Annotated in this window: 19 protein-coding genes, 4 pseudogenes and 1 riboswitch; of the genes and pseudogenes, 9 read left to right on the top strand and 14 right to left on the bottom strand. The window is 72.7% G+C overall.

Going from position 1 to position 24,283, the window contains the following annotated elements:
* Positions 1 to 3: 3 nt before the first annotated feature.
* The 5 genes from hypF to AB0D59_RS12150 form a co-directional block, all read right to left on the bottom strand.
* Positions 4 to 2,367: a carbamoyltransferase HypF gene (hypF, locus tag AB0D59_RS12170; protein ID WP_362564025.1), complete on the bottom strand. Its 2,364-nt coding sequence runs from the start codon at positions 2,365 to 2,367 to the stop codon at positions 4 to 6.
* A complete protein-coding gene (gene hypB, locus AB0D59_RS12165) occupies positions 2,364 to 3,086 on the bottom strand; it encodes a hydrogenase nickel incorporation protein HypB (RefSeq protein WP_362564024.1) in 723 nt (240 codons plus the stop codon). Before hypB ends, hypF begins: the two co-directional genes overlap by 4 nt.
* Before the next feature lie 64 nt (positions 3,087 to 3,150).
* Complete coding sequence (locus AB0D59_RS12160; RefSeq protein WP_362564022.1) at positions 3,151 to 3,732, bottom strand: hydrogenase maturation protease; 582 nt, start codon at positions 3,730 to 3,732, stop codon at positions 3,151 to 3,153.
* A complete protein-coding gene (locus AB0D59_RS12155; RefSeq protein ID WP_362564021.1) occupies positions 3,729 to 5,399 on the bottom strand; it encodes an enoyl-CoA hydratase-related protein in 1,671 nt (556 codons plus the stop codon). The genes AB0D59_RS12160 and AB0D59_RS12155 overlap by 4 nt, the downstream gene beginning before the upstream one ends.
* A gap of 20 nt (positions 5,400 to 5,419) precedes the next feature.
* Entirely contained in the window at positions 5,420 to 6,577 is a 1,158-nt protein-coding gene (locus tag AB0D59_RS12150; protein WP_362564019.1) for an acyltransferase family protein, read from the bottom strand.
* 298 nt (positions 6,578 to 6,875) lie between these two features.
* Between AB0D59_RS12150 and AB0D59_RS12145 the strand changes: the two genes are divergently transcribed.
* The 4 genes from AB0D59_RS12145 (at position 6,876) to AB0D59_RS12130 (ending at position 10,647) form a co-directional block, all read left to right on the top strand.
* Positions 6,876 to 8,222: an FAD-binding protein gene (locus tag AB0D59_RS12145; RefSeq protein ID WP_362564017.1), complete on the top strand. Its 1,347-nt coding sequence runs from the start codon at positions 6,876 to 6,878 to the stop codon at positions 8,220 to 8,222.
* A gap of 84 nt (positions 8,223 to 8,306) precedes the next feature.
* Positions 8,307 to 9,053 (top strand): nuclear transport factor 2 family protein, encoded by a 747-nt coding sequence (locus AB0D59_RS12140; RefSeq protein WP_362564015.1) that lies wholly within the window; start codon positions 8,307 to 8,309, stop codon positions 9,051 to 9,053.
* A complete protein-coding gene (locus tag AB0D59_RS12135) occupies positions 9,050 to 9,391 on the top strand; it encodes a YciI family protein (protein ID WP_362564014.1) in 342 nt (113 codons plus the stop codon). The genes AB0D59_RS12140 and AB0D59_RS12135 overlap by 4 nt, the downstream gene beginning before the upstream one ends.
* Positions 9,388 to 10,647 (top strand): RNA polymerase sigma factor, encoded by a 1,260-nt coding sequence (locus tag AB0D59_RS12130; protein WP_362564012.1) that lies wholly within the window; start codon positions 9,388 to 9,390, stop codon positions 10,645 to 10,647. Before AB0D59_RS12135 ends, AB0D59_RS12130 begins: the two co-directional genes overlap by 4 nt.
* A 466-nt stretch (positions 10,648 to 11,113) precedes the next feature.
* Here the strand turns inward: AB0D59_RS12130 and pgm are convergent, their stop codons facing one another.
* The 9 genes and pseudogenes from pgm to AB0D59_RS12085 all read right to left on the bottom strand — a co-directional run.
* Positions 11,114 to 12,754, bottom strand: a complete 1,641-nt coding sequence (pgm, locus tag AB0D59_RS12125) for a phosphoglucomutase (alpha-D-glucose-1,6-bisphosphate-dependent) (protein ID WP_362564011.1) — start codon at positions 12,752 to 12,754, stop codon at positions 11,114 to 11,116.
* A gap of 121 nt (positions 12,755 to 12,875) precedes the next feature.
* Positions 12,876 to 13,263 (bottom strand): annotated as a pseudogene (locus AB0D59_RS12120) (barstar family protein).
* A gap of 202 nt (positions 13,264 to 13,465) precedes the next feature.
* Entirely contained in the window at positions 13,466 to 13,816 is a 351-nt protein-coding gene (locus AB0D59_RS12115) for a hypothetical protein (RefSeq protein ID WP_362564009.1), read from the bottom strand.
* Positions 13,817 to 13,922: 106 nt separating this feature from the next.
* Positions 13,923 to 14,675 (bottom strand): CbtA family protein, encoded by a 753-nt coding sequence (locus AB0D59_RS12110; RefSeq protein ID WP_362564007.1) that lies wholly within the window; start codon positions 14,673 to 14,675, stop codon positions 13,923 to 13,925.
* Between the two features lie 21 nt (positions 14,676 to 14,696).
* Entirely contained in the window at positions 14,697 to 14,918 is a 222-nt protein-coding gene (locus AB0D59_RS12105; protein ID WP_351696601.1) for a CbtB-domain containing protein, read from the bottom strand.
* Positions 14,919 to 14,954: 36 nt separating this feature from the next.
* Positions 14,955 to 15,095: riboswitch (cobalamin riboswitch) on the bottom strand.
* A 321-nt stretch (positions 15,096 to 15,416) separates the two neighbouring features.
* Positions 15,417 to 15,518 (bottom strand): annotated as a pseudogene (locus AB0D59_RS12100) (NAD(P)-binding domain-containing protein); the annotation flags it as partial.
* Positions 15,515 to 16,579 (bottom strand): enoyl-CoA hydratase/isomerase family protein, encoded by a 1,065-nt coding sequence (locus AB0D59_RS12095; protein ID WP_362564005.1) that lies wholly within the window; start codon positions 16,577 to 16,579, stop codon positions 15,515 to 15,517. The gene AB0D59_RS12095 and the pseudogene AB0D59_RS12100, both read right to left, overlap by 4 nt.
* Positions 16,576 to 16,776, bottom strand: a complete 201-nt coding sequence (locus AB0D59_RS12090; RefSeq protein ID WP_362564003.1) for an acyl-CoA dehydrogenase family protein — start codon at positions 16,774 to 16,776, stop codon at positions 16,576 to 16,578. The genes AB0D59_RS12095 and AB0D59_RS12090 overlap by 4 nt, the downstream gene beginning before the upstream one ends.
* Before the next feature lie 337 nt (positions 16,777 to 17,113).
* Positions 17,114 to 17,296, bottom strand: a pseudogene (locus AB0D59_RS12085) (hypothetical protein); the annotation flags it as partial.
* A 1-nt stretch (position 17,297) separates the two neighbouring features.
* Between AB0D59_RS12085 and AB0D59_RS12080 the strand changes: the two are divergent.
* From AB0D59_RS12080 to phsA, 5 genes and pseudogenes are all read left to right on the top strand, one after another.
* Positions 17,298 to 17,411, top strand: a pseudogene (locus AB0D59_RS12080) (MerR family transcriptional regulator); the annotation flags it as partial.
* A 321-nt stretch (positions 17,412 to 17,732) separates the two neighbouring features.
* Positions 17,733 to 18,929 (top strand): EfeM/EfeO family lipoprotein, encoded by a 1,197-nt coding sequence (locus AB0D59_RS12075; RefSeq protein WP_362564001.1) that lies wholly within the window; start codon positions 17,733 to 17,735, stop codon positions 18,927 to 18,929.
* Entirely contained in the window at positions 18,926 to 20,161 is a 1,236-nt protein-coding gene (gene efeB, locus AB0D59_RS12070) for an iron uptake transporter deferrochelatase/peroxidase subunit (protein ID WP_362563999.1), read from the top strand. Before AB0D59_RS12075 ends, efeB begins: the two co-directional genes overlap by 4 nt.
* A 210-nt stretch (positions 20,162 to 20,371) precedes the next feature.
* Positions 20,372 to 22,204: an alkaline phosphatase family protein gene (locus tag AB0D59_RS12065; protein WP_362563997.1), complete on the top strand. Its 1,833-nt coding sequence runs from the start codon at positions 20,372 to 20,374 to the stop codon at positions 22,202 to 22,204.
* A 203-nt stretch (positions 22,205 to 22,407) separates the two neighbouring features.
* Positions 22,408 to 24,264, top strand: coding sequence for an O-aminophenol oxidase PhsA (gene phsA / locus AB0D59_RS12060; protein WP_362564178.1), 1,857 nt, complete (start codon positions 22,408 to 22,410; stop codon positions 24,262 to 24,264).
* The last annotated feature ends 19 nt before the right edge of the window (positions 24,265 to 24,283 follow it).

Here is a 24,283-nt window from a genome sequence, read left to right as displayed (position 1 = left end):
GGGTCACTCCGTCTCGTCGCTGACTGCCGTACGTCGGCCGTCATGGGGGCGTTGTCCGTGGGCCGCGACCACCAGTTGTCCGAGCGCCAGCCCACCGTCGTTCGGCGGGACTTCGCGGTGCCGGACGACCGTGAACCCGTGGCCCTGCAGCAGGTCGGAACCGGCCTGCTCCAGAAGGGCGTTGGCGAAGACGCCGCCGGTGAGGGCCACCGTGGTCAGGCCGGTGGCCCGGTGCGCGCCGCGGCACAGGTCCAGGACCGCCCGGGCGACACCGCGGTGGAAGCGGGCCGCGATCACCGGCACGGGGGTGCCGCGCCGCAGGTCGGTGACGATCGAGCGCAGTGTCGGCGCCGGGTCGAAGCGGTCGCCGAACGGATAGGCGGCCGTCTCCTCGTCCCAGGCCAGACAGGCCTGCGCCTCCAGTTCCAGGGCGGCCTGGGCCTCGTACCCGGCTCGGTGGCACACGCCCGCGAGGGAGGACACGGCGTCGAAGAGCCGGCCCATGCTGGAGGTGGCCACACAGCCGACCTGGCTCGGCAACTGCCGTGCGAGCAGCCTGAGTTCCTCGCGCGAGCAGGCGGCGACGCTGGGCAGGTCCGCATCCCAGGGAACGCCGGCCGCCCACAGCCTGGCCAGTGCCGTCCGGCACGGGTTGGCGACTCCCGCGTCACCGCCGGGGAGCGGGGCCGGGGCAAGGTGGGCGAAGCGCCGGTAGCCGGTGTAGTCGGCGACGAGCACCTCGCCGCCCCAGACGGTGCCGTCGTCGCCGTACCCGGTGCCGTCGAAGGCGACGCCGATGACCGGTGTGGTGCCGTCGAGGCCGGCTTCAGCCATGGCGGCGGCGACATGGGCGTGGTGGTGCTGCACGAACACCGGTTTGTTCACGGGGAGTTGAGCGGCGTGGCGGCGGGCCCAGGCGGACGCGTGGTAGCCGGGGTGGCGGTCGGCGGCGACCAGTTCGGGGCGGACTCCGGTCAGCCGGTGCAGATGCCGTTCCGCACGGACGGCGGCCTCCAGCGTCGCCAGGTCGCCCATGTCGCCGATGTGCGGCCCGAACCAGGCCAGTTCGCCCTCGCCGACGCACAGCGCGTTCTTGAGGTCGCCGCCCACCGCGAGCGCGGGCCGCACCGGGACGGGCAGGCGCAGCGGGCGGGGCGCATATCCGCGGGAGCGGCGCAGGACCTGTTCGGTGCCGTCGGCGCGCACCCGCAGCAGGGAGTCGTCGCAGGGCGAGGCGATGGGCCGGTCGTGGGCGAGCCAGGCGTCGGCCAGTCCGAACAGCCGGGTCAGCGACTCGTCGTCGTCCGTGACGATCGGCTCGCCCGCGCGGTTGCCGCTGGTCATCACCAGGACGCGGGGGCCGGGCGGGTCGCCGGGGAGGCCGAACAGGAGGGTGTGGACGGGGGTGTAGGGCAGCATCACACCGAGGTGGGGACTGCCGGGGCAGACCCCGGGTGCCAGCGGTACGCCGTCGCGGGGGCGGAGGAGGACGATGGGGCGGCGGGGGCCGGTGAGCGCGGCGCGTTCGGCGGACCCGGCCACGGCGATCCGCTCCGCCCCGTCCAGGTCCGCGCACATCACGGCGAACGGCTTGTCCCCGCGCGCCTTGCGGGTGCGCAGCGTGTCGACGGCACGGGCGTTGGTGGCGTCGCAGGCCAGGTGGTAGCCGCCGATGCCCTTGACGGCGACGATCTGGCCGGCCGCGAGCAGCTCTCGCGCCCGTGAGAGGGCATCACCATCGCGAGCGGCGCTCACTCCGCTGTCCGCGGTGGTCACCAGCCGCAGCCGGGGCCCGCAGTCCGGGCAGGCCACGGGCTGAGCGTGGAAGCGGCGGTCGGCCGGGGCCTCGTACTCCCGGGCGCAGCCGGCACACATGGGGAAGCCGGACATGGTGGTGACCGCGCGGTCGTAGGGCATGCCGGTGGCGATGGTGAAACGGGGCCCGCAGTGGGTGCACGTGATGAAGGGGTGCCGGTGTCTGCGGTCGGCAGGATCGGCCAGCTCCCGAAGGCAGTCGGCACAGGTCGCGGTGTCGGGCGGGAGCAGGGTGCGGCCCGGGGACGACGGCCCGGTGGTGCGGATGGTGAAGCCGGGGTCCGCCCCGGTGACGGGTACCTCCTCGACGCCGACGGCGGTCACGGTGGCCAGCGGCGGCGGTTCGGCCGCGAGCAGCTCGCGGAACCGCTCGACGCCGACCGCCGTTCCCTCGACCTCGATGAGCACGCCGTCGGCCGTGTTGCTGACGAACCCGGTGAGCGCGAGGCCGGCGGCGAGGCGGTGGACGTAGGGGCGGAAGCCGACGCCCTGCACGGTTCCGCGCACGGTGATGCGCCGGCGGACGGCCGTCGCCGTGCTGGAGGCCGTCACGAGGCGCTGGGCGCGTGGACGTGACCGTGCGGGTGCGGGGCGAGGGGCGGCCGGTGCGCGGGAGCACCGTCCCGTACGGCGAGCACCCGGTCCAGGACCGTGTCGACGCCCTCGCCGGTGCGGGCGCAGGTGCGGACGATCTCCACCCCGGGGTTGACCCGGCGCACCTGGTCGGCGAAGGCGGTCTCGTCGAAGCCGGCCGGCCCGGCGAGGTCGGTCTTGGTGAGCACGACCAGGTGCGCGGAGCCGAAGGCGGTGGGGTACTTCGCGGGCTTGTCCTCGCCCTCGGTCACCGCCATCAGCACGATCCGCAACTGCTCGCCGAGGTCGTAGGAGGCCGGGCAGACGAGATTGCCGACGTTCTCCACGAACAGCAGGGCGGTGTCCGGCGGCAGCCAGCCCTCCAGGTGGCCGCGTACCTGCCGGGCCTCCAGATGGCACAGCCCGTCGGTCAGCAGCTGTTTCACCGGCGCCCCCGAACGGGCAAGGCGCCTGGCGTCGTTCTCGGTGGCGAGGTCGGCGGTGAAGGCGGCGACGGGCACGTCCCGCTCCAGCGCCCGGGCCAGCACCCGGCCGAGCAGTTCGGTCTTGCCGCTGCCGGGGCTGGAGAGCAGGTTCACCACGCTCACCCCGCGCGCGGCCAGGTCGTCGCGCAGGCCGGCTGCCAAGCCGTCGTTCCTGGCCAGGACGGCCCGGGTGACCTCCTCGGACTGACACATGGGTGCTCCTCGATCGTTGAGTTCCGGAAGAACCGTCGGATCGGGTGAGTCCCGTCCTGGTCCGCTAGCGATCCTCCGCGCCGGTTGCGGCCGGGTGCGGGAGCCCGGCCGCGGCGGGGCCCGTGGATTCCTCCGGGCGGTCCAACGAGGGCGTGACCTGGGGATCGGCGAGCAGCGCCGGGACGAGGGCGTGCAGGGCTTCGACGGCCTGTTCGACCGCGTCCCGGACGGGCTCGCTCAGGCCGGGGGCGATGTCCTCGTCGCCGCGCGGCAGCTCCCCGGGCTCGCAGGCGAGCACGAGGACGCGCGGCAGGGGTTCGTCGCCGAGGTGGGCGGCGAGGGCGAGCACCTTCACCGGGTCCATGCCGTGTGCCTCGGGCGGGGCCGCCGGGGCGCCGTCGGGGAGTTCGGGCTCGATCAGGGAGAGCGTGCCGGGGCGCCGGCCGCGGGCGGCGGCGTCCACCAGGACGGCGACCGTCCAGCCGTCGAGCAGTGCGTAGGCGAGGTCCATGCCCCGGATGCCGTAGTCCCGGACGTGCACCTCAGGGGGCAGTGGGCGGCGGGCCAGGGCGCGGATCACCTCGGGGCCGAAGGAGTCGTCGCCGAGGAAGATGTTGCCGACGCCCGCCACCAGCAGCCGCGTCACCGGGCACCGCCCGGGACCTTGCGGACGAAGTCCGAGCGCAGCGAGTGGTAGGCGGCGGCAGGGTCGAAGAACAGGGCGTGCATCCGGTCGAGTTCGTCCTTCCGGTACTCGGCGAGCGGCCGGCGTGCCTCGTCGGCCTCGCGCGCCGCGGCCTTGGCGGCGATGCGCCGGCCGAGATCCGGGGTGCCGGCGAGCGCGGTCGCCAGCTCCTCGACCTCGGTGGCGAAGCGCTGTGCGGGGACCGGCAGCAGCCGGTCGACGAGCCCGGTCCGGGCGGCGGTCGCGGCGCTCACCGGCTGTGCCTCGTCGGTCAGCCGCCGGGCGGTCCCGACTCCGGCGCGGCGGGGCAGCGAGTACGTCCAGAACTCCGAGCCGTACAGGCCCATCCGCCGGTAGTGCGGGTTGAGGACGGCGCCGGTACGGCACCAGACCTCGTCGGCGGCGAGGGCGAGCATGGCGCCGCCGGCCGCCGCGTTCCCGCCGAGCGCCGCCACGACCAGCCGGTCGGTGGTCCGCAGCACGGCCTCCGCCAGGTCGTCCATCGCGTTGAGGTTGGCCCAGGACTCCTCGGCGGGGTCCGGGGCGGCCTCGATGACGTTCAGATGGATGCCGTTGGAGAAGAAGTCCCGGCGGCCGCCGAGCACCAGCACCCGGGTCGGCCGGGCGAGCGCGTACTCGTAGGCGGCGAGCAGGCGCCGGCAGTGGCCGGTGCTCATCGCGCCGCCCGGGAAGGAGAAGGTGACGAAGCCGACGTCGCCGTGCTGCCGGTAGCGGATGTCGGTCCAGGTGTCGCGGTCCGGGGGCAGTTCGAGCGGGGCGGGGCTCTCGGGCAGGCCGGGGGTGGCGAGGACGTCGGCCGCGGGGCGGCGGAAGGGGGCGGGGTCGCCGGAGTTCTTGCGGGGGCGCAGCTCGGGAATCCACACGGCGCCGTCCCGGGTGGCCCGGCAGACCGCACCCGCGCGGGTCGCGAGCAGCTCACCGGGGCGACCGCGCAGTCGGTCCTCGGGGTGGCCGCCGTGCAGGAACAGTTCCCGGCCGAGGAGTTCGTCGAGCACCCCGGGCTGCGAGTCGGCGCCGCGCAGCTTGCGCAGCACCGTCTCGGTGTCGTCGGCCGCCCAGTCGATCCGCCGCCGCACCTGGCGGAAGACGTCCCGCCAGACGATCCGGCCGTGGATCGAGGGATCGCTCTGCGGCACCGGCTTGTACGAGCCCTCCGCATACCGTCGTACGGCCTCGTGGACGGCGGTGAGAGCGGCGTCGGCGGCCTCGTTGCGGTAGAGGTCGCTCTTGCCGACCGGCTCCACCGGGAAGGGCTCGCTCGCCCAGACGGCGCCCGCGTCCACGGCCGCCTCGGCCTGGAGCACGGTCACTCCCCAGCGGGGCGCCTGCCCGTCGATGGCCCAGTCGAGCGAGGAGGGGCCGCGGTCGCCGGGCGGTCCCGGGTGCACGATCAGGCAGGTGTGGTCCCGGCAGACGTCCCCGGGGAGCGCGGTCTTCAGCATCGGCGCGATGATCAGCTCCGGGCGGCGGTGCCGGACCGCGGACCGGACGGCGTCGGGGCCGTGGGCGGCGAGGACGACGTCCACCCGGTGGCCGAGGTCGGACAGTTCGGCGTAGACCCGTTGGGACAGGCTGTTGAACGCGCTGGCGACGAGCAGAATGTCCATGGTGCGGCATATTCGCCGCTTCAGCGGTTTCCGGAAAGCACCCCGGCGGCGTTTCGTCGCCCGTCCTGGACCGCTTGGCCCTCCCGCGCCCGGAACGCCCACTCCATTGTGGGCTCCATCACGAACCGGAAGACCCGGCGCACCGGCGGAGTGCACAGCAGGGTCACCGTCACGGCGGCGACGAGGGTGACCGTCACCGCGCCCACCGGGCCGTGCGTCCAGGCCGGGTCGTACCAGTGGGCGGGCTTGGCGCTCTGCGCGACGAAGCCGTGCAGCAGGTAGCCGTAGAGCGTGCCGGCGCCGAGGGCGGTGAACCAGGTGCGGCGGCCCGGCACCCAGGCGAGGAAGCAGGCGACCAGCACCAGGGAGCAGCCGAAGACGGCCAGGGTCATGACGGGCCCGTACCAGGCGGGCGCGCCGAGCTGCTCGGCGCTGTCCCGGTGGAAGAACCAGCGGTAGCCCTGGCGCGGCACCGACCAGTACGCCACGGCGAGGGCGCACAGGGCGACCGGGACGGCCCACAGGCGCACGCTCCACCGGCGCAGCAGGCCGAAGTGCTCGGGCCGCAGGCACAGGCCCAGCACGAAGTACGGCAGGAACTGCAGGGCCCGCTGCAGATCGAGGTCGTTGCCGATCGACGGCGTGAGGCTCGCCAGCATGGCGACGGCGAGCGCGAGGGGCAGCGGCCACCGCAGGATCCGCCAGATCGGCGTCGTCAGCCGCCAGATGAACAGGGCCGCCAGGAACCAGGTCAGATACAGCGGGTCCAGCAGGCTGATCTCGCGGTCGGGGGCGTGGTCGCTCCAGCGGGTGAAGAGGGTGTAGGCGACCTCGAACACCACGTAGGGCACGGCGACCCCGGTGACCAGCCGTCTGATGCGGGCGGGGCCGGCGTCGAAGCCGCGGGAGAAGTAGCCGGAGATGATGACGAACGCCGGCATGTGGAAGGCGTAGACGAACGTGTAGAGCGCGGTGACGGTCCGGCTGTCCGAGCGCAGCGGCTCCCAGGCGTGCCCCACGGCGACGAGCACGATCGCCAGGTACTTCGCGTTGTCGAAGTAGGCGTCCCGCCGGCCGGCGGGCGGGCTGTTCCGGGTGACCGGGCCGCTCCGGGTGACCGGGCCGTTCCGCGGGGCCGGGCGGGGCGGCGGGACCGGGGTCCGGTCCGCGTCCGCCATCCGGGCGGGCGGCGCGTCGACTGTGGTTGCTGTCTCGCGGGAGCCGGACAGACCAGAACACCTCTCACACGACATGCGCTTCGGGGAGCGACGGGGGCCGTACACGAGGCCCTGCACGGGGCCGGTGCACGACGGCGGTACACGGGGCGGTACTCCGGTGTCGCTGCTCTCCGGAATCCGGCGGAGTAAACCCACGGTGATGCTCCGGCGTCGATACGGGAAACGGCGTCCGGCCGCCGTGTCCCGGCACGAAGATGGTTCCGCCCGTGTCGACCGATGCCTCCTGGGAGCGTGCCGCGTGACGTCGTCGGACCGAGTCTCCGCGCCCGTCGGGGAACTGCTGAACACCCGCCCGGAAGCCCTTCGGGAGGCGGCCGACGACTTCGGCCACCTGATGCGCCGGCAGCCCCTGGGCGTGCTGCGGCCCCGGTCCGCGGCCGAGGTCAGGGACGCGCTGGTGTATGCGGGGCCGCGCGGTATCCCGGTGGCCGCGCGGGCCGGCGGTCACTCGCTCTACGGCCAGGGTCAGGCGCCGGACGGGATCGTCCTCGACCTGTCCGCGCTGACCGCGGTCGGGCCGGTGACCGGCGACCGGGTGGCGGTACGGGCCGGGGCGCTGTGGCGGGACGTACTGGCGGCGACCCTGCCGTACGGGCGCACGCCTCCCGTCCTCACCGACTACCTCGGTGCCGGCGTCGGCGGTGTGCTGAGCGCGGGCGGGCTGGGCGGCGCCAGTCACCGGCACGGTCTGGTCGCGGACTCGGTGCTGGAACTGGAGGTGGTGACCGGGGCCGGTGAGCACCTGGTCTGCTCGCCGGAGCACAACGGTGCCCTCTTCCACGCCGTCCTCGCCGGCCTGGGACAGGTGGCCGTGATCCTCCGGGCCACGCTCCGGCTGTCCCCCGCGCCCACCCTGGTGCGCCGCTACTGCCTGTACTACCCCGATCTCGACGCCTACCTGGCCGACCAGCACCTACTCGCGACCGACCGGCGCTTCGACTATCTCGAGGGCCAGGCCCGCCCGGCCGAGGACACCGCCGGCGGCTGGAACTACATGGTCGAGGCCGTCGCCGCCCACCAGGGCCCGACGCCGCCCGACGACCGGAGCCTCCTCGCGGGCCTCGCCTTCGACTCGGCCGAGATCACCGACCTCGGACACGCCGAGTTCGCGCACCGGGTCGCGGCCGACGAGGAGCTGCTGCGCGCGACCGGCGAGTGGCTGCACCCGCACCCCTGGCTGAACCTGCTGCTTCCCGAGGACACCGCCGCGTCGGTCGTGACCGGCATCCTCGCCGACCCCGGCTTCCGGGACCTGCGCGAGAACGGCGTGGTCCTGCTCTATCCCCTGCTCACCCGCGCCCTGCGGGCCCCGCTGTTTCGCCGCCCGCGCGGCGAAGTCGTCTTCCTGCTGGCCCTGTTGCGCACGGCCGTGCCGGGCGCGGCCGACCCGATGGTGGCCGCCAACCGCAGGGCGTACGAGTCCGCGCGGGCGATGGGCGCCGTCGCCTATCCGGTCAACGCGCTGCCGATGACCCCGGCCGACTGGCGCCAGCACTTCGGCGGGCAGTGGGACACCCTGGCTCGGGCCAAGAGCGTCCACGACCCGCACGGCATCCTGGGCCGGGGCCACGGGATGACGCGGTGAGCACTGCCGTACGCCGGGGTGTCGATTCCGCTCGGCGCCGTTCGTCGGTGGGGTGTAAGAAGCTCTTGAGGACCGGGAGGAACGATGAAGTACATGCTGCTGGTCTGCGGCGACGACACCGCTGACGCCTCGGGGATGGCGCCGGTCGAACCCTGGGTGGAGGAGCACGGTGTCCGACGGGGGACCCGGCTCTACGGCCACCGGCTGCAGCTGCCCGACAGGGCGGTCACCGTGCGCGTCCGCGACGGTGAGGTGCTGCGGACCGACGGCCCGTTCGCGGAGACGAAGGAGTACGTCGCCGGGTTCGACGTCGTCGACTGCGACAGCCTGGAGGAGGCCGTACGGATCGCCGCCGGGCATCCCGTGGCCACCATCGGGGCCATGGAGGTGCGGCCGTTCTGGGACGAGGGGTTCGCCGAGGACGCCGAGACGGTGATCCGTCATATCGACGCCGAGCTCACCGAGGCCGCCCGCGAGCGGGATGTCGAGCGGCTGACGGCCTGCTACGCGCCCGACGTGGAGACCTTCCAGCCCTCCGGCGTCGAGCCACGGTCGGGGATCGCCGCGTTCCGCAAGGCGGTCGAGGGGTGGTTCGCGACGCTCGACGGGCCCGTGCACCGCGAGGTGCTCGACCTGCGGGTACGGCCCGGGGAGGGCAGTGCCTTCAGCCACGCCCTCGTCCGGATCCGCGGCACCCGCCTGACCGGGGAGTCCCTGGACCGGACGGTGCGTGTCACCACCGGCTACCGGGACACCGGTTTCAGCTGGCTGATCGCCCACGAGCACGTGTCGGTGCCGCTGGACGGGACGGCCGGGAAGGAGCGGTCATGAAGTACGTCCTGTTCATCTGCACGCCCGTCGGCGGCGAGGAGCTCAGCCCCGCAGAGATCGCCGAGGACCCGCGCTTCACCTCGTACATCCACGAGGTCCGCAGCCGTGACCTCGTCAAGGGCGGCGCCCGGCTGCGGCCGGCCGCCGACGCGACCACCGTGCGCGTCCAGGGCGACGAAGTTCTGCTGAGCGATGGTCCGTTCGCCGAGACCAAGGAGTACGTGGCGGGCCTCGACTTCATCGAGGTCGGCGACCTCGACGAGGCCATCGCGCTCGCCTCCCGGCACCCCGCGGCGCTCGCCGGCGGCTCGGTCGAGGTGCGGCCGGTCTGGGAGTGAGTGCCACGGACGACGTCGAGAAGGCCGTCGCCGCCGCCTTCCGCGAGGAGTGGTCCCAGGTCGTCGCCACCCTGATCCGGGTGACCGGCGACTGGGACCTCGCCGAGGAGTGCGCGCAGGACGCCTTCGCCCAGGCGCTGGAGCGGTGGCGGCGCGACGGAGTGCCGCGCCGCCCGGGCGCCTGGCTGACCACGACCGCCCGCAACCGCGCCCTGGACGTGCTGCGCCGGGAGGCGGTGGGGGCGGCGAAGCTGCGGGAGGCGGCCGTGCTGGCACGGGACGAGGGACCGTACGACCCGGATCACGAGGGCGACGACAGCGGTGTGGCCGACGACCGGCTGCGGCTGATCTTCACCTGCTGCCATCCGGCCCTGCCCATCGAGGCGCGTGTCGCCCTGACCCTGCGCACCCTCGCCGGGCTGACGACGCCGGAGATCGCCCGCGCGTTCCTCGTCCCCGAGGCGACGATGGCGCAGCGGCTGGTGCGCGCCAAGCGGAAGATCCGCAACGCCGGTATCCCGTACCGGGTGCCGCCCGCACATCTGCTGCCCGACCGCACGACGGGCGTCCTCGGCGTGGTCTACCTGCTGTTCAACGAGGGCTACGCGGCCACGGCCGGCGCCGACCTGATGCGGACCGGCCTGTGTGCCGAGGCCGTCCGGCTGGCCCGACTGCTGGCCCGGCTGATGCCCGACGAGCCGGAGGTCGTCGGGCTGCTCGCGCTCCTGCTGCTGCACGACGCGCGCCGGGACACCCGGGTGGACGCGGCCGGCGACCTGGTGACCCTGGAGGACCAGGACCGCACGGCATGGGACCGCGCCGAGATCGACGAGGGCGCCGCTCTCCTGGAGGGCGCCCTGCGCCGCGGCCGCCCCGGCCCGTACCAGATCCAGGCGGCCGTGGCAGCCTGCCACGCCACCGCGGCGACCGCCGCCGACACCGACTGGGCGGACATCGCCGGCCTCTACGGCGAACTCCAGCAGTACGTCCCCTCGGCCGTGGTCCGCCTCAACCGCGCGGTCGCCGTGGGCATGGCCGAGGGCGGGGAGGCGGGGCTGGCGCTGGTGGCGGAGCTGGAGGCGCAGGACGACCTGACCGGTTACCACCTGTTGCCGGCGACCCGCGCCGACCTGCTGCGCCGTATGGGGCGCAGCCGGGAGGCGGCCGAATCGTACGCGCGGGCTCTGGAGTTGGTGGAGAACGCGGCGGAGCGCAGGTTCCTGGAGAAGCGGCTCACGGAGTGCCGGTCCGGGTAGGTACCGGGGGCTCGCCGCAGGCTCCGGCCGGGGGTTGCCCCCACTCCGGATGCGGCAGCCCTCCGGATGATCGCGGGCCGGACCGAGCCTGGCGTGATGATCCATGGCAACCTTCTCCGTGAAGTCCGCCCTGGCGTTATCGGTGGCAGCGCTTGTGCTGGTGCCCGCTCCGGTGGCCACCGCACGGTCGTCACCTCCGGGCCCGTCCGGGCGCTGTGGTACCCATGTCGACGTCCGCGGGGTGCCGTACGTCACCACCCGGAACACGGCGACGGACATAGCGACGACTCCGGACCGTCCCGGCAAGGGGCGGCCCGGGGTGTCCGCGGCGACGCCCTCGGGCGTGGGCACCGGCCGGGTCCGCGCCAGCACCGGCGCCCCAGTGGCGTCGCGTGCGGCGAGCACCGCCGTCGGGCGCCGGAGGCGGTGGTCCAGCCGGTCCGGCCACCGCCTCCAGCACGGGGCGTCAGCCGCCGAGCGCGGCCATCACCACCGCCTTGGCCTCCTCCTGTACCCGGGTCAGGTGGTCGGGCCCCTGGAACGACTCGGCGTAGATCTTGTACACGTCCTCGGTCCCGGACGGGCGGGCCGCGAACCAGGCGTTCTCCGTGGTCACCTTGATGCCGCCGATCGCCGCGCCGTTGCCCGGCGCCTCGGTGAGCACCCCGGTGACCGGTTCGCCGGCCAGCGTCTCGGCGGTGACCTGGGCCGGCGAGAGCTTGGCGAGGAGGGCCTTCTCCTCGCGGGTCGCCGGGGCGTCGATGCGGGCGTAGGCGGGCTCGCCGAAGCGGGCGGTCAGGTCGGCGTAGTGCTCGGACGGGGTCTTGTCCGTCACAGCCGTGATCTCGGAGGCGAGCAGGGCGAGCAGGATGCCGTCCTTGTCGGTCGTCCACACCGAGCCGTCCCGGCGCAGGAAGGAGGCGCCGGCCGACTCCTCGCCGCCGAACCCGATGGCGCCGCTGACCAGTCCGTCGACGAACCACTTGAACCCGACCGGGACCTCGACCAGTTGACGGCCGAGGTCGGCGGCGACCCGGTCGATCATCGAGGAGGAGACGAGGGTCTTGCCGATGCCGGCGCTCGTCGCCCACTGCTCGCGGTGGCGGTAGAGGTAGGAGATGGCGACGGCCAGGTAGTGGTTGGGGTTCAGCAGGCCGGCGTCGCGGGTGACGATGCCGTGCCGGTCGGCGTCCGCGTCATTGCCGGTGGCGACCCGGAACTCGTCCCGCTTCTCGATCAGCGAGGCCATCGCGTACGGCGAGGAGCAGTCCATGCGGATCTTGCCGTCCCAGTCCAGCGTCATGAACCGCCAGGTGGGGTCGGTGTACGGGTTGACCACGGTGAGGTCGAGGCTGTGCCGTTCGGCGATCCGGCCCCAGTAGGCGACGGAGGCACCGCCGAGCGGGTCGGCGCCGATGCGCAGCCCGGACGCCCGGACCGCGTCGAGGTCGAGCACGCTGGGCAGGTCGTCGACGTACACGCCCATGAAGTCGTACCGGCCGGTGGTGGGCGCGGCCAGCGCGCGCTCGTAGGGAAGGCGCTGTACGTCCTTCATCCCGTCGGCGATGATCCGGTTGGCGCGGTCCTGGATCCAGGAGGTGGCGTCCGAGGCGGCCGGGCCGCCGCTCGGCGGGTTGTACTTGAAGCCGCCGTCGGCGGGCGGGTTGTGCGAGGGGGTGACCACGACGCCGTCCGCGAGTCCCGTCGTACGGCCGCGGTTGTGGGTGAGGATGGCGTGCGAGACGGCGGGGGTCGGCGTGTAGCCGTCGGCGCTGTCGATCAGGACGGTGACGCCGCCCGCGGCGAACACCTCCAGGGCGGTGACCTTGGCGGGCTCGGACAAGGCGTGGGTGTCGGCGCCCAGGAAGAGGGGGCCGTCGGTGCCCTGGCCGCTCCGGTACTCGCAGATGGCCTGGCTGGTGGCCGCGATGTGGTCCTCGTTGAACGCGGTCGTCAGCGACGATCCGCGGTGCCCCGAGGTGCCGAACGCCACCCGCTGGGCCGGGTCGGCCGGGTCGGGGTGCAGTGCGTAGTACGCCGTGACCAGCCGGGCCACGTCGACGAGGTCCTCCGGAGCCGCCGGCCGGCCCGCTCGCTCATGCGGCATGAGTCCACTTCCTCCGCAGTCGTTGATCGATCGCTGGACGCCCATCTTTCCTTGTCAGCGGCGGTGGACGCGAGTGCGGCACCGGCGCCGTCGCCGAAGACACGGCGGGTTCACGGCTGGTTCACATCAGCCGCAGCGCTCCCGGGGCGCGCTGCTCGAAGACGCCGAGCAGCCAGTCGAAGGCGGTGGCCCCGCGTCCGGGCAAGGGCCTCGGCCAACTCCGCGGCGACGGCGGCCCGGTTGGACGGGTGGCAGCGGGCGAGCCGGATCTCCAGTTGGCGGGCGGTCTCCGGGTGGCCCAGACGGGCCCGGGACGTCTCGTGGTCGTGCCACTCGAAGACGAAGTCATGGTCGTCGGGGGTGCCGAAGCCGCCGCTGAGGCAGTCGGCGAGGGCGTCGGGATTCCGGCCGAAACAGCCGCCGGGCCCGTTGACCGCCTCACCGGTCACCCGCCAGAAGTCCTCCAGCGTCGCGATCCCGGTGCCGTCCAGTACAGAGGTCGCCGTCACGGCCCGCAGGATACGGCGGTCGTCCGGACGGGAGTGGGCGGTCGGCCGAACGGCTCCCCGACAGGCGCGGCGGACGTTTTGGAGAGCCTGCGACGGAACATACTGAACATCAGTCAACTCCCGCGCCCCGGACACTCACGAGAGGCCGCACCGTGGAGAGCAACACCCACGGCTCAGGCCGCGGTGTCCACGCCGATGGGTGTCAGGTGGCCGGGGTGCGGTGGCGGCGGATCAGGTCCGCTATCGCGCAGCGCAGGCACTCGGCGTCCGGCGCACCGCCCGCGCCCGGTGCGGCCCGGCACTCCGGCGACGGCCGGCCGGCCGGCTCGTGGCGGTCCGTCTCACGGCGGTCCGCCGGGTCGCTGACCAGGTTCTCCAGTTCGTTCAGGAGCTGTTCGGTCCGCTTCACCTGCTGGGCGAGCACCCGTACCCGGGCGCTCTGGCCGCCGATCTGCCGGCGGCTGGCGGTCAGTCGCTCGTACTCGCGGACGGTGAGTGCGACGGCCTCGTGGCCGCCGAGGGTGATGCGGCGTGGCTGGGGGTGTCTGGCCACTCGGGTCCTCCGCTCCTCGCCCGGCTCGTCTCCGCCCGAAGGGTCGGTTTCCGGAGAACGCGAGAGGGCCCCCGGTTCCGGAGGGCCCTCTCGTGTCGTGAATCGTTCAGTGTGCGGCGGGAACCGTCCGCCCGGCCGGGGCCGTCGCCGGCCGGGGGTTGAGCTGCCGTTCGGCCAACTCGCCGAAGAGCAGGCCGAATCCGCCCCACAGCACCAGTTGGATGGCCAGCGCGGAGAGCCGGAACCGCCACAGCAGGGTGGCCGGGAAGTCCGTCGGCACCTCGTTGATGGCCGGCAGGAACTGGTACGCCAGCCCGATGACGACCGCGAACGCGGCCATCGCGGCCATGGTCGCCCACCAGGTGCCGAGGCTCGGCCCAAGCCGCTTGCCCAGGATGGTCGCGGCGACCGCCAGCAGCACGCTGAGCACCATCATCAGGAAGTACAGCGTGGTCCGCTTGCCGATGGTGTCCGGGTCGCCCACCGACGGCGGGTTGGCCGGGTACTTCAGGAACGGCACCACGTACACGGCGAGCAGCGCGCAGCCGGACAGCAGCAGCGCCGTCGCCCGCGGCGAGAAGCGGCCGACGCGGCCCAGGGCGAAGCAGTAGGCGAGGGCCGCGATGCCGCCGAAGGCGACCCCGTAGACCAGCACACCGGTGGCCAGGCCGGCGGTGGACTGGAGCGAGCGGGAGACGACCTCCATCTCGTGCTCGTGCGAGTGGGCGTCCTCGAAGCTGATCGCCTTGTCGACGTTCGGCTCACCGAGGAGATAGGCGGCGACCAGGGCGAGCACGCCGGCGGCCAGGCCGGCGAGCATGCCCCGCACCAGGAGGTTTCTTACCGTTGCGGAGTTCATGAGGGTGGGGCGTCCCTTACGTCAGTGGCAGGGGAAGCCGAGGAGGTGGCGGGCGTCATGCACCCACTCGTGGACGTCCGTGCCGTTGAACACGGAGGTGGCGCCCTGCTCGGCGCCGACGAAGTAGAGCAGGATGAGCATGAGGATGCCGAAGAAGACCGCCCAGGGAGCTATCGCACTCAGCGGCAGCTTGGCGGGAACGACGGGGGTGGTGGCTGTCGGCTGCGCGACGGTCTGCGCCATGGCAGAACCTCCTCTGGGAGTTCGCGTCCCATCTCGGTGGTGCACTGGACGACGGCTACGGGTCTGACTCACGAGCTCCCGGGGGCTCTCGCATACAGTGGCGCGACCGTGCCGGACTCCCACCGGCTTCCGTTCTGGCGTCGTCGATATCGGACAGACCGTACCGCGTGTCAGGGGCACGGCCAAGACCGCCCCACCAGGCGTGATCTTCATCTCGCGCCTGGTGGCCGGTTCTGGGCGTGAAGGGACGGCGGTGACGGAACTCGGCGGGGCGCCTGCCGGTCCAGGTGGCCCTGCGGCCGTATCTCCTCGATGTCGGCGCCGGCCGCGAACGCCTTCGGCGGCCCTTCGCCGACCCGGTGATCACCCCGCATCCGCGGTCCGGGTCCCGGTCCGGGTCGGCCGGACCGGCCGGAACCGGGTCGAGCACCGGGCAGTTGACGTCCGCGACGGCGTCCGGGGCGCAGGTGGGGGCTCCAGGCCGGGGCCGGGGGTGACCACGAGGTCGTATCCGCGCACCCGATGGCCGGCCTTGGCCAGGTTGACGGCCATGGGGGCGCCCAGGTGCCCGAGTCCGATGAACGTGCCGGTACGGTTCAGCAGGCCGCATCCCTGCTGCTTCCGGGGCCGGCCAGCCCGAGTTCACGCTCGCCGAGCGGAGTGAAGAACCGGTCCACGTCGGCGTCGGTGACCTCGGCGAGGGTGGCCGGGGACCAGCGTGGGTTCCGGTCCTTGTCGATGATCTGGGCGCGGATGCCCTCCACCAGGTCGGGGGCGGACAGGGCGGCGCAGGAGACGCGGTACTCCTGGTCGAGGACCCGCTCCAGCGGGCCGAGCCGCCGGGCCCGGCGCATCGCCGCCAGGGTGACTTTCAGAGAGGTAGGCGACTTGGTGAGCAGGGTCTCCGCCGCCTCCTTCGCCGCCGGGTCGCCGTGGGCGAGCAGCCGCCGGACGATCTCCTCGAGGGTGTCGGCGGCGTAGCAGGCGTCGATCCACTCCCGGTGGCGGGCGAGTTCGCCCTCCGGCGCCGGTCGTACATGCCGGGTGAGCGCCTCGTGCACGGGCCGGTCGGCGAGGTCGGCGATCAGCCGCTCGGTCCTGTCCGACGGGACACAGTGGTCGGCGAGTCCGCACAACAGGGCGTCCGCGGCGCCGATCTGAGCTCCTGTCAGCGCGAGGTGGGTGCCCAGTTCGCCCGGGGCGAGGGCGAGCAGGTAGGTCCCGCCGACATCGGGGACGAAGCCGATGCCGGTCTCCGGCATCGCGATCCGGGAGCGCTCGGTGACGATCCGGACGCTGCCGTGCGCGGAGACGCCGACGCCGCCGCCCATGACGATGCCGTCCATGATCGCGACGTAGGGCTTGGGGTAGCGGGCGATCCGGGCGTTGAGGTGGTACTCGTCGCGCCAGAACTCCGCCGACGCGGTGCCGCCCCCGGCGCGCGCGTCCTCGTAGATGCTCCGGATGTCACCGCCCGCGCACAGGCCGCGCTCCCCCGCGCCGGTGATGACGACGGTCTCGACGGCCGGGTCGTGCTCCCAGCCGGTGAGCGCCTCGTCGATGGAGCGGACCATGGCGTGGGACAGGGCGTTGAGGGCCTTGGGCCGGTTCAGGGTGAGGCGGGCCGCCCGGCCGGCGGTGTGGAGCAGGACGTCGCTCATCCGAACGCCTCCATGAGGCCGCGGGCCACGATGACGCGCATGATCTCGTTGGTTCCTTCCAGGATCTGGTGGACCCGCAGGTCACGGACGATCTTCTCGATACCGTACGCGTTGCGGCAGCTGTAGCCGCCGTGCAGGTGGAGCGCGCGGTCGGCAGGGTGGGCGGCGACCGACGAACACCGGCCGGCCTCTGTCACGCCGCATCCACGCGGTGGCCAACCCGCGCAAGCTGACGCGCCTCGACGAGCCGACCGAACTCACCCGCTAGGGCCTGTCTGACAATTCCCGTCGTCGCCCGGAGGGCGGCCTCGCGGCGTCAGGTGCGTGCTCTCGCCGTGCCGGGCGTAGGCCCTCGTACTGGACGTACTTGGGTCTGCGCCCGGTGCGTCGAGAGCACGTGCATGGCGTCGTGGGGCAGACGGGAATTGTCAGACAGGCCCTGGGCCGGCGTGTTCCCGGCGGGCGACGCCGGGAACACCGGTCCGCGGAGGCTACGCACGCGGTTCGTCACGGCCGTTGTATCCGCGATGGTGGTCATGGCAGGTGGCGGCAGGAGACCGGGCCGGTCCGCCGGGTGCACCGCCACGGCCAAGGCTGGACGGCACCGAACGCCACCTCCGTCACGAGGAAGAGCCACAGCAGCCGCGTGGCACCATGGCCCAGCGCGTACGCCTGCCACAGGGCGAACAGGGCGCGCGCCGCGCCGTCGAACAGGCCGGCCGAGGCGCTGTCCGCGCTGTTCGAGGAGAAGATCCGGGTCGTCGACGCGCGCATCGCCGAATGCGCGGCCCTGTGGACCGATCTCGAAGCCCGCGTCGGCACCGGATGCCCGTGCGGGCGGTGGAGCAGACGGGCCGAGGGCCGGCGTGGGGTGCTCGGCGTCGGAGGAGCCGTGGCGTCAGTCGTCGGGGATTGCGGATCCGCGGAGCGCGGGCACGGCCCGCTTCCCGCCCGGCCGCGGCGGTCCGTACGGCGCGCCGGTACCCGCGCCTTCTTCAGGATGGTCCAGCCCGGCACCGACCGGGGGGCTCTTCGGAAGGTCCGGTGAACCGGCAGGGAACTCTTGGTCATGGGTTTCTCTGGACGGCCGTTCGAGTGCGAAGTCCTGCCTAGCATGAGGCGATCACGAACGGTACGAACCCAGGAGCTCGGGATGGTGTGGTCCGGCCTCGGCTGGAGGTCGTTGCGTCCCTGGGCGGTCGTCGCGGTCGCTGTCGTATGCCTGGTGGCCGGAGTCCTGGCGCTCACGCACGACTCACGCCCCGCACAGGCCGACCCGGCCGCCCTGCCGCACACCACGGTGGAGGTGTCCGCCAGCCGCTGCGGCCGCGGCTGGAGCACACCCACCCCTGGGATCCAGGTCTTCGACCTGCGCAACCCGGCCGACGGCCCCGCCGAGGTCTTCCTGGAGGACCCGAAGAGCCAGGCCGTCTACGGCGAGGTGGAGGACATCGGCCCCGGCACCACCCGGGAACTCACCGTCCGCCTCGGCAAGGGCACCTACGCGTTCATGTGCGTCCCCGACGACGCCGACGCCGTCACCGGGCCCACGGTCCGCGTCACCAGGGGGCGCAGCGGGCCGGCCGCGGCCCCGGTCACCGAGCACGATCTGATCCCGCCGGCGCTCACCTACCAGAAGTGGATCGGCAGCGGCCTGTCCGACGTCGTACGGCTGACGACGACGCTGCGGGAGGCGATCGACGGCGGCGACCTCGCCGCCGCCCGTACCGACTGGCTGCCGGCGCACCTGGAGTACGAGCGGCTGGGCGCGGCGTACGACGCCTTCGGGGACGCGGACGGCGCGATCAACGGCACGGACGCGGGCCTGCCCGGCGGGGTGCACGACAAGGACTTCACAGGCTTCCACCGCATCGAGTACGGCCTGTGGCACGGCGAGTCCAAAAACGGCCTGCGCGGCCCGGCGGCCGACCTGGTAAAGGCGGTCACCGCGCTCCGCGACGACTGGGCACAGACCCGGATGGACCCCGCCCAGCTGGGGCTGCGGGCGCACGAGATCCTGGAGAACACGGTGCAGTTCGAGCTGACCGGTCGCACCGACTACGGCAGCGGCAGCAACCTCGCCACCGCCCGCGCCAACCTGGACGGCACGGTGCAGGTGATGTCCCGGCTGCACCCGCTGCTGACCACCCGGTACGCCGGTCTGTCCGGCCTGGAGGACGAACTGGACCGGGCCGGGAAGACGCTCGACGGTTTCGAGCACGACGGCACCTGGACACCCCTGGGGCAGCTGGGCCACCGGCAGCGCGAGAACGTCGACGCGGCGCTCGGGGACCTGGTGGAACGGCTGGCGTCGGCGGCGACCCTGTGCGATCCGCGGAGGACGGTGTGAGCACCGACAAGACGACGGGCAAGGGCGGGGTCGGCCGCCGCGGCTTCCTGCGGGGCGCGGCGCTCGCGGGCGCGGGGCTGGCCGCCGGCGGCGCGGCCGCCCCGATCACCGACTCCACCGCGGCGACGCCGGCCATCGCGCCCTTCCACGGCGCCCGTCAGCGGTCCGCGATCGCGGCGCCGCGCCGGACCACCGTCTTCACCTCGCTCGACGTCACCGCCCAGAACCGCGCCGACCTGACCGACCTGCTGCGCACGCTCACCGAACGCGCCCGCTTCCTGACCTCCGGCGGCACCCCCGACCCGGTGGGCGTCACCGCGCCGCCCGCCGACTCCGGCGTCCTCGGCGAGGAACTGCCGTCCCGGGCGCTGGCGGTGACCGTCGGCGTCGGCGCCTCGCTCTTCGACGACCGGTACGGGCTCGGGAAACTGCGACCCCGCCGGCTGACCACGATGCCGGCCTTCCCCGACGACGATCTCAGGCCCGAGTGGTGCCACGGCGACCTCAGTTTGCAGTTGCACGCGGACGACACCGACACCGTGCTGCACGCCCTGCGCGACATCGCCCGGCACACCCGGGGCGGCATGCAGGTCCGCTGGCGGCTGGACGGGTTCACCAGCCCGCCCCGGCCGTCCGGCACCCCGCGCAACCTGCTCGGCTTCAAGGACGGCACCGCCAACCCGGAGACCGGCAGCGCCCGTGAGATGGACCGGCTGGTGTGGGTCGGCGCCGATTCCGGCGAGCCGGACTGGGCGGTCGGCGGCAGTTACCAGGTGGTGCGGCTCATCCGCATGCTGGTGGAGTTCTGGGACCGGGTCTCGCTCAGCGAGCAGGAGCGGATGTTCGGCCGCTCCCGCCAGTCGGGGGCGCCCCTGGACGGCGACGCCGAGCACGACACGCCCGACTACGCCGACGATCCCAAGGGTGACGTCATCCCGCTGGACGCGCACATCCGGCTGGCCAACCCGCGCACCTCGGCCACCGCCGAGCAGCGGATCCTGCGCCGCGCCTACAACTACGACCGGGGCATGGACAGCAACGGCAACCTCGACATGGGCCTGCTGTTCAGCTGCTACCAGCAGGACCTGGCCCGGCAGTTCGAGACGGTGCAGAAGCGGCTGGCCGGCGAACCGCTCGTCGACTACATCTCGCCGTTCGGCGGCGGTTACTTCTTCGCGCTGCCCGGGGTGCGGGACACCGACGACTGGTACGGGCGCGCGCTCCTCACCTGAGCCTGTCCGCAATCTGAGCTTGTCCGTAATCTGAGCTTGTTCGGACAACTTGCTGACCCAGTCGGTCAATACACGGTCAAGATTTGCCCCAGCATCCCTGACCCGGTATTCATTCACCCGCCATCATGGCTCCGCCGCAGCGCCCGGAAGCAGGCGAAGCATCCCTGCCTGTACGACGCAATGACGTTCATGCCCGGAGGGTGAGTCCGCATGGCCAGCACAGGAAGACGAACGGCGATCAGGAGTCTGGGGGCGCTCGCGGGTGCCGCCGCGCTCACGGTCCTTGGTGGCACCGCGCCCAGTTGGGCGGCCGTACCCGACGGGCACGGCGGCGGGTCGTCGACCGCGACGCCGATCAAGCACGTGGTCGTGCTGTTCGACGAGAACATCTCCTTCGACCACTACTTCGCGACCTACCCGAAGGCCGCGAACACCGACGGCACGAAGTTCACGGCGTCCAGGAAGACCCCGAAGGACATCGACACCCTCGTACACGCCGGGCTGCTGACGAAGAACCCGAACCAGTACGCGCCCAAGCGGCTCTCCCCCTCGCAGGCCATGACCTGCGACCAGAACCACTCCTACGGGCCGGAGCAGTACGCCTACGACGGCGGCAAGGCCGACCAGTTCGTGCAGAACACCGAGGTCGACAAGTGCAGCGGCGGCCTGTTCGGCGAGCCGGGCCTGGTCATGGACTACTACGACGGCAACACCGTCACAGGCCTGTGGAACTACGCCCAGCAGTACGCCCTCAACGACCGCTCCTACAGCTCGGTCTACGGACCCTCCACACCCGGCGCGCTCAACCTGGTCTCGGGTCAGACGCACGGCGCGATCTCCGTCGACTCGGTCACCGGCAAGCAGACGTCGACGCCCGACTCGTACGCCATCGCCTCCCCGAACGCCAAGGGCGTGGGCACGGTCATCAACGACCCCGACCCGGCCTTCGACGACTGCTCCGACAAGGACCACACGAGCACCAGCGCGCTGGCCTCGCTCCAGGGCAAGAACATCGGTGACCTGCTCAACTCCAAGCATGTGACCTGGGGCTGGTTCCAGGGCGGCTTCCGCCCGTCGACCGGCTGGGACGGCAAGTCGGCCGACTACGCCAAGTGCGACACCACGCACACCAACGTCGGCGGCGCCTCCGTGGTCGACTACAGCCCGCACCACAACCCGTTCTCTTACTACAAGTCGACGGCCAACCCGCACCACGTGGCGCCGAAGAACGTCAGCGAGATCGGCCACAACGGCCAGGCCAACCACAACTACGACCTGACCGACTTCACCGCGGCCGCCAAGGCGGGCAAGCTCCCGGCCGTCAGCTTCCTCAAGGCCGGGGAGTACCAGGACGGCCACGCCGGCTACTCCGACCCGACCGACGAGCAGCACTTCCTCGTCAACGAGATCAACGCCGTCCAGAGCTCCCCGGAGTGGAAGTCCACGGCGATCGTCGTCGCCTACGACGACTCCGACGGCTGGTACGACCACGCCTACGCCAAGCCCCGCAACGGCTCCAAGGACACCACGGCCGGCTCCAACGGCAAGGCCACGGACAGCGCGGCCTGCCAGGCGGGCCCGGCCGCGTCCGGCGGCTACGCCGACCGCTGCGGCCCCGGCACCCGGCAGCCGCTGCTGGTCATCTCGCCGTACAGCAAGGTGGACAAGGTCGACCACACGCAGACCGACCAGTCGTCCGTCATCCGCTTCATCGAGGACAACTGGCGCACCGGCCGTATCGGCGACCACTCCTTCGACGCCACCGCGGGCTCCCTGACCAACATGTTCGACTTCCGGCACCCCAACAACAAGCAGGTGCTGCTGAACGCGGACGGTTCCGTCAGGCGCGTCGGCCCGATCCACCACGTGGCTCCGGTCAGCACGCACATCACGCCGGGCCCGGCGATGGTGAACACGGCCGCGACGACCGGCTCCGGCACGTTCCCGACGCTCCCGGTGAGCCTCGGTGCGGGCGCCCTCGTGGCCGCCGGTGCCACGGGCACGTACCTGAGCCTGCGCCGTAGGCAGCGCACCACGGCCTGACCTGCGCACGGCCCCCACCACCTCGGCACGGTCCTCCTTCCCGGACCGTGCCGAGGTGCGTGTGGACATGGCTCGAATTCGTCATTCTTTCGGGCGGAATGGGGCATTCAGGGAACGTCGGTCAGTCCTCGGGAGTCCTGTGGGGTGAAGGCAGAGACCACAGAACACACGGGGGTGTTCGGACCTTGACCGACATCATTGACATGATCACCGAGGACGCCACGGGGGAAGCGGCGCCGACTCCGGAGGATCTCGCGCCCTATGTGACGCCGTTGCCCGTCCCGCCCGTGCTGCGGCCCGGCACCGGTGACGTGCTGCGCGAGACGGAGATCGCCCTGCGGCCGGCCTGGGTGCGCCTGCACCCACAGCTCCCGCCGACCCTCATGTGGGGGTACGACGGCCAGGTGCCGGGCCCGACCATCGAGGTGCGCCGCGGCGAACGCGTCCGCATCGCCTGGACCAACCGGATCCCCAAGGGCAGTGCGTATCCGGTCACTTCGGTGCAGGTGCCGGGCGCCGCGCCGGGCACCGCACCGCCCAGCACCGAACCCGGCCGCGCGGGCGTCGAGCCCGACAAGGACGTCGCCGCCCTGCCCGCCTGGACGGTGACCCACCTGCACGGAGCACAGACCGGCGGGGGCAACGACGGCTGGGCGGACAACGCCGTCGGCTTCGGCGACGCCCAGCTCTCGGAGTACCCGAACGACCACCAGGCGGTCCAGTGGTGGTACCACGACCACGCCATGAACATCACCCGGTGGAACGTGCACACGGGCCTGTACGGCACCTACCTCGTCCGTGACGACGAGGAGGACGCGCTCGGGCTCCCGTGCGGGGAACGCGAGATCCCGCTGCTGCTCGCCGACCGGAACCTGGACACCGACGAGGACGGCCGGCTCAACGGCCGGCTGCTGCACAAGACAGTGATCGTCCAGCAGCAGAACCCCGAGACCGGCAAGCCGGTCACCACCCCGTTCACCGGCCCGTACACGACGGTCAACGGCCGCATCTGGCCGTACGCCGAAGTGGCCGACGCCTGGTACCGCTTCCGGCTCGTCAACGCGTCCAACGCGCGCATCTACAACCTCGTCCTCGTCGACGAGGACGGCAACCCGGTCCCGGGCGTCATCCACCAGATCGGCAGCGACGGCGGACTGCTGCCGCGCCCGGTCCCGGTCGACTTCGACGGCGCGCTGCCGGCGCTGACCGTGGCCCCGGCCGAGCGCTTCGACCTGCTCGTCGACTTCCGCGGCCTCGCGGGCAAGAAGCTCCGCCTGGTCAACAAGGGCCGCAACCAGGCGCCGGGCGTACCCGACCCGGCCGGTGACGTGCGCTATCCGGCGGTCCTGGAGTTCCGGGTCGGCTGCGGCGGTGAGGCGGACACCTTCGAGCTGCCCGAGGTGCTCTCCGGTTCCTTCCACCGGCTCACGCACGACGTCCCGCACGGCCACCGCCTGATCGTGCTCACCCCGCCGGCCACCAAGGGCGCCGGCGGCCACCCGGAGATCTGGGAGATGACCGAGGTCACCGACCCCGGCACCGTCCAGGTCCCGGCCGACGGCGTCATCCAGCTCACCGGAGCCGACGGCACGACGAAGACGTACCGCCGCACCTCCCGTACCTTCAACGACGCGCTGGGCTTCACCATCGCCGAGGGCTCCTACGAGCAGTGGAGCTTCCTCAACCTCGCGCCGATCGTCCACCCGATGCACATCCATCTGGCCGACTTCCAGCTGCTGGGCCGCGACGCCTACGACGTCTCGGGGTTCGACCCGACCGTGGGCGGCACGGCCAAGCCCATCGCGTACGACGCGACGACCCGGCTCCCGCTGGCACCCAACGAGCTGGGCCACAAGGACGTCTTCCGGGTACCGGGCGGCCAGATCCTGCGCGTCATGGGGAAGTTCGACGGCGCGTACGGGCGGTTCATGTACCACTGCCACCTCCTCGAACACGAGGACATGGGCATGATGCGGCCGTTCGTCGTCATGCCCGAGGAGGCGATGACGTTCGACCACGGGGCGGGCCACGGCGGCCATGGCGAGGGCCACACGGGCTGACCCCGGCGAGGGCCACACG

Origin of the sequence: Streptomyces sp. NPDC048417 (assembly GCF_040651615.1) — a bacterium.
GTDB lineage: Bacteria > Actinomycetota > Actinomycetes > Streptomycetales > Streptomycetaceae > Streptomyces.
This window is presented reverse-complemented; position numbering and strand designations above follow the sequence as displayed.